Source organism: Rhodanobacter sp. Soil_C_14 (genome assembly GCF_057657335.1).
In genome coordinates this window covers 1-4473 of record NZ_JBDGIQ010000012.1, presented here as the reverse complement: position 1 = coordinate 4473, position 4473 = coordinate 1, and the positions used below count along the sequence as shown (strand labels likewise).

General features: G+C 56.5%; 6 protein-coding genes. All 6 read left to right on the top strand.

All coding sequences use genetic code 11. From position 1 onward, the window contains the following. Positions 1–815 precede the first annotated feature (815 nt). Positions 816–1142: a hypothetical protein gene (locus tag AC3A56_RS17525; protein ID WP_487771210.1), complete on the top strand. Its 327-nt coding sequence runs from the start codon at positions 816–818 to the stop codon at positions 1140–1142. A 59-nt stretch (positions 1143–1201) separates the two neighbouring features. Next, positions 1202–1579, top strand: coding sequence for a hypothetical protein (locus AC3A56_RS17520; protein ID WP_487771209.1), 378 nt, complete (start codon positions 1202–1204; stop codon positions 1577–1579). Positions 1580–2129: 550 nt separating this feature from the next. After that, positions 2130–2453: a ribonuclease E inhibitor RraB gene (locus tag AC3A56_RS17515; RefSeq protein WP_082585222.1), complete on the top strand. Its 324-nt coding sequence runs from the start codon at positions 2130–2132 to the stop codon at positions 2451–2453. A gap of 71 nt (positions 2454–2524) precedes the next feature. Continuing rightward, a complete protein-coding gene (locus tag AC3A56_RS17510; protein ID WP_487771208.1) occupies positions 2525–2995 on the top strand; it encodes a hypothetical protein in 471 nt (156 codons plus the stop codon). Positions 2996–3416: 421 nt separating this feature from the next. Then, the gene (locus AC3A56_RS17505; RefSeq protein WP_487771207.1) at positions 3417–3752 is read left to right on the top strand and encodes a hypothetical protein; all 336 of its coding nucleotides are present in this window, start codon (positions 3417–3419) and stop codon (positions 3750–3752) included. Between the two features lie 394 nt (positions 3753–4146). Next, positions 4147–4350 (top strand): hypothetical protein, encoded by a 204-nt coding sequence (locus AC3A56_RS17500; protein ID WP_487771206.1) that lies wholly within the window; start codon positions 4147–4149, stop codon positions 4348–4350. Positions 4351–4473 lie beyond the last annotated feature (123 nt).

Sequence of the window (4473 nt, the reverse complement as noted above, 5' to 3'; positions counted from 1 at the left end):
CCTGCTACCGTGGCCCCTAACCACTCGTCCAAGCGGACGCGCGAAAAGCCGCGCGCCGCTTAACTCAAGCGTTAGGCGGCAGAGCAGCATTCCTTTGTAATTGCCTCGCGTGCGGCGCTTTCTCGCTTCGCTTCGGCAAAGCGTTTCGTGTTGTTTCGGGCCGGCCTGCGTTGTTGTCTGTCGCGCGCCTGGTCGTCTTTCGTGTCTTGCGCGCGTTGTCGTATCGCATCTCTTCATGCTTCACGGTGCGCGCGGTTCGTCGCAACGTGGCCTCTGTCGTCAGCGGTTTGTTCTTCGCGCGCAGGCCAAGAGTTTCGCGGCATTGCCGAGCATCCAAAGCAGCGCTATCGTTTCGCTCACCGACGGCGCAACTTGGCTGCCGTCTAACCAGTCATTCAAGCGGACGGCTCCGCCGCCGCTTAATTCCAGCGTTAGGCGGCAGAGCAGCATTCCTCGGTAACTGCGTCGCGTGCGGTGCTTTCTCGCTCCGCATCAGTCGCGCGTTTCGTGTTGTTGCGGGCCGGCCTGCGTTGTTGTCTTTCGTGCGCTTGGTCGTCTTTCTTGTCTTGCGCGCGTTGTCGCATTTCGTCTTTTCGTGCTTCGCAGTGCGCGCGGTTTGTCGCAACGTGGCGTCTGTCGTCAGCGGTTCGTTCGTCGCGCGCAGGCCAAGAGTTTCGCGGCATTGCCGAGCATTCAAAGCAGCGCTATCGTTTCGCTCACCGACGGCGCAACTTGGCTGCCGTCTAACCAGTCATTCAAGCGGACGGCTCCGCCGCCGCTTAATTCCAGCGTTAGCCCGCATGGAACGTTCCCGTATGACTCAGCTCGAAGCCGAAATGACCGCATTGCGCCGCCTCTTCGAGCCGTGGAATACGGCTCCGCATGGCACCGTAATCTGGGAGCCCGAGGCATCTGACCCAAATGCTGAGTTCAAACGCAATCTCATCGCCAAGGCCGTCGCAGTAATTGAGGCAGGAGACAGCGCTTTGGCTGGGGCTAGCTTCAAGGTTCCGGAGTTTGGAGAATCGAGCTTTTTCGCAATTCAACACGCGCTCGCCACCGACTCCGAAGAGCGTAACTTCATAGAGTTGGCTGCTGCGTGTGAGAGCGTCTGTCGCTCTCTTGCACGCGTTGCGGCCTAACATCTCGTTCAAGACGGACGGCTTCGCCGCCGCTTAACTCAAGCGTTAGGTGCCCAAGGATGAATCTCCGCACTCTGGCCAAGATATTTTCTTTCTTTTTGGGCTTGTGCCTTGCCTTGCTGGGAGCAGCCTGGGCTTACATGGCAACTTCCGGTGCGGTCAAATCCGGCATCACCGAGAGCTTGGTTGCTGCAGGCGGGCTTCTGCTGGCAGCCGCACCTTGTCTCGTATTTCCTTTTTCAGGTCGCCTCGCCAAAGCTCTGCTAGTCGTGTTCATCTTCGCGCTCGCAGTGGGTATGCTTTGGCTTGTCTTCCAACCCAACCGGCCAGCCGAACATCCTGCAGTCATCCAAGTAGCGGCCATTGCACTTGTTGTAATGTTGGTCGCGCGCGTTGGCTTGGCGCTGCGCCGGAAGTTATCGGTACCGAGCACCTAACCACTCGTCCAAGCGGACGCCGTACCGGCGCCGCTTAACTCAAGCGTTAGGCGTCAAAAGCATGCGAGCTTGGCTAATCGTACGGTGGGCACTCATTGTTGCGTCAGCGGTTGGCACGTTCTTCGTGCCCCTCGGCCCTCAGGCCACGCCGCCCATCGGTTGGGGTGCGCTACTGGCCATTTTCGCCTTCTGTCCCATTGGGCTGGTGTTCGTTCTCGGGCTTCAAGTCATCAACCCACGGTCGGCAAAGTTGTGGCTCCGTCCTTCGTGGCAGCTCAACCCGTTCAATTTCCGGCAGCCCCTTCAATTCTTCCACTTGGGTGCCTACGCATGCTTGTCACAGGCGCTTGTGGTTCTGGGTCGTTTAGCCGTCTCGCAAGTTTCATTCTACGTTGAGGCCTTGGTGCCTCTAGTCATGGCAGCTGGCATCCTCCTAGGCCTTCAACTCGTCACGTTGGTGTTTGGCGCAAAAATCGAGCAACGCGCCTAACATCTCGTTCAAGGCGGACGGCTTCGCCGCCGCTTAACTCCAGCGTTAGGCCTAGAGAACATGGACGCCAATTTCGAGAGGCTGATCGAACTTTTCCGTCATATGGAAGCCGACGGATTCGACACAAGCCGTCCTCTCAAGTGGGGGTTTTTCTTCTTCGCTTCAACCAGGGCGAGTCTGCATAAGGTGCTGGAAGAACTAGTCAGTCACGATTACGTCGTTGAGCAATTCGAAGAAACCGAACATGAGAACTGGGTTCTGCAAGTGAGCAAAACTGAAACCCTAGCATGCGAGAAATTGCATCGCCGCAATATTGCATTCAACGACTTGGCAGAATCTTGTGGGGTGGATCTCTACGACGGATGGGATGTAGGTCGTGGTTAGGCCTAACCAGTCATTCGAGGCGGACGGCTTCGCCGCCGCTCAATTCCAGCGTTAGCTCTCAGGGGCAGTTCGTGGCCAAATCAAAGATCGCCAAAATTCCGTACGACGAACGCACGGACGATCAAAAGCTCGAATCAAACTGGGTCAAGGCTCGCAAGCAATTCGAGCGCGAAGACTGGTCTGCTTGTGTAGTACGGGCCGCAACCACCGCCGAGATCGCCGCAAACATCTACATTCGGCAATTTCTTCTCACAGACTACGGACTGCCACCAAAGTTTGTGGACGCGCTCCTCATGGGAGCAAACGGGCTAGATGGAAAGTTTAAGCGTCTAATCAAGCCAGCAGCCGAACATCGCAACACTTGGAGCACGCTCAAGTCGTTGCAAAAGAAAATTGAGTCACTTAATGAGCATCGCAACGGAGTTGCTCACGCCGGAAAGTTCAAGAACAAAAGTGACGCGAGGGCAGTTTTTGAGCATAGCTTGGCGGTTATACAAGCTCTTGCACCAAATGAGGCAGCTACCTTGGCGCTGCCGCAATAGAGCTAACCATTCGTTCAAGGCGGACGGCTTCGCCGCCGCTTAACTCAAGCGTTAGGCGGCAGAGCATTTTCCTTCGCAGTTTTTCGCCGCCGCCGCGTTTCGGCTCCATGTTTGCAAAGCGCGTTGTGTCGTTTCGGGCTGGCCTGCGTTGCCGCCTTTCGCGCGCTTGTTCGTTCGACGTGTCTTGCGCGCGTCGGCGCATCTCGCCTCTTCGCACTTCATGGTGCGCGCGGCTCGTCGCAGCCTGGCGTTTGTCGTCAGCGGTTCGTTCTTCGCGCGCAGGCCACAATCTTCGCGGCATTGCCGGGCATTCAAAGCAGCGTTATTGTGCAGGTCACCGACGGCGTAGCGTGCTGCCGTCTAACAAGTCATTCAAGCGGACGGCTACGCCGCCGCTTAACTCCAGCGTTAGGTCGCAAACATGGATAGTCGCGAATCCCTTCTAAAAGCGCTTTTGTCGTTTACGCGGCCAATCCCGGACATCGCTCGCGACCTCTCGGCTTACGGCTGGGACACTCCTAGCCCGCTGGTCGTGCTGGACGCCGTCCATATCTCCTCGGTGCTCAATCGGTTTATGGCAGGTGAACTTTCTTCTGTGCAGGTCGACGACTGGGCCAACTTCATAGAGCTCCGTGACGACATTGAGTACGACCCTTCGTCAGCAGTCGGCTTGGCGCTTCACGAACTTGCCAACCCGGTGCTTACATGCTTTCTTACAAGGCAATCTGCAGCAGCGCTGGTTGCAACTCTTTCGTAGCTGCAACCTAACCCGTCATTCAAGCGGACGGCTTCGCCGCCGCTTAATTCCAGCGTTATGCATAAGACACTCATCCTTCTCGCGTTGATTCTTCTCGGCTTTGGTGCAAGGGCAGCCTCGCCTTTGTCAGACCGTGCCGTTTTGTTGCCCCCCGCACAGGCACGGCACCTCCTTCAGCAGTGTTCTCGCGAGACACCGGGGCCGGTTAGCGGCGTATGGACGGTTAGTCCTGCGGTAATTGTGAAGCTAGAGCAAGACTTGCCAATGCTTTCAATGCTTGTGTCCACAACTTGCTGCGGCAAAGGTCAGTCCGTCTCAGATCCGTCTGCTTACTATCGGCAGTACGTCGGCGTCAGCATTGGTGGTCACGACTACGTCTATATCAATGCATTTCATGATCATCCGATTTACCTCCATCCCCAAGATCGAGATCGCTGGCGCAGTGAGCCTGAACTGGTGTGCGACGGTGGCGATAGTTTCTGGGGAGTTCTGTACGATCCAGCAACAAGGAAATTTTCTCAACTTTCTTTCAATGGCTCCGCGTGAGGGCCCGTTGCATAACCAGTCGTTCAAGGCGGACGGCTTCGCCGCCGCTTAACTCCAGCGTTAGAACTCAATGGCTATCCCAGGCAAGATTGTTCTTCATGAACCGCCCCGGGTTTTGAGGAGGCTCCAACTCTTGAGAAGATGGAGCCATGAACAAGCCAAACAAGTTCTCACC

Bases quoted from the DNA above. Each gene is read 5' to 3' on its own strand.
- AC3A56_RS17500 (WP_487771206.1), top strand. From the start codon at position 4,147: ATGATCATCCGATTTACCTCCATCCCCAAGATCGAGATCGCTGGCGCA.
- AC3A56_RS17505 (WP_487771207.1), top strand. From the start codon at position 3,417: ATGGATAGTCGCGAATCCCTTCTAAAAGCGCTTTTGTCGTTTACGCGG.
- AC3A56_RS17520 (WP_487771209.1), top strand. From the start codon at position 1,202: ATGAATCTCCGCACTCTGGCCAAGATATTTTCTTTCTTTTTGGGCTTG.
- AC3A56_RS17525 (WP_487771210.1), top strand. From the start codon at position 816: ATGACTCAGCTCGAAGCCGAAATGACCGCATTGCGCCGCCTCTTCGAG.
- AC3A56_RS17515 (WP_082585222.1), top strand. From the start codon at position 2,130: ATGGACGCCAATTTCGAGAGGCTGATCGAACTTTTCCGTCATATGGAA.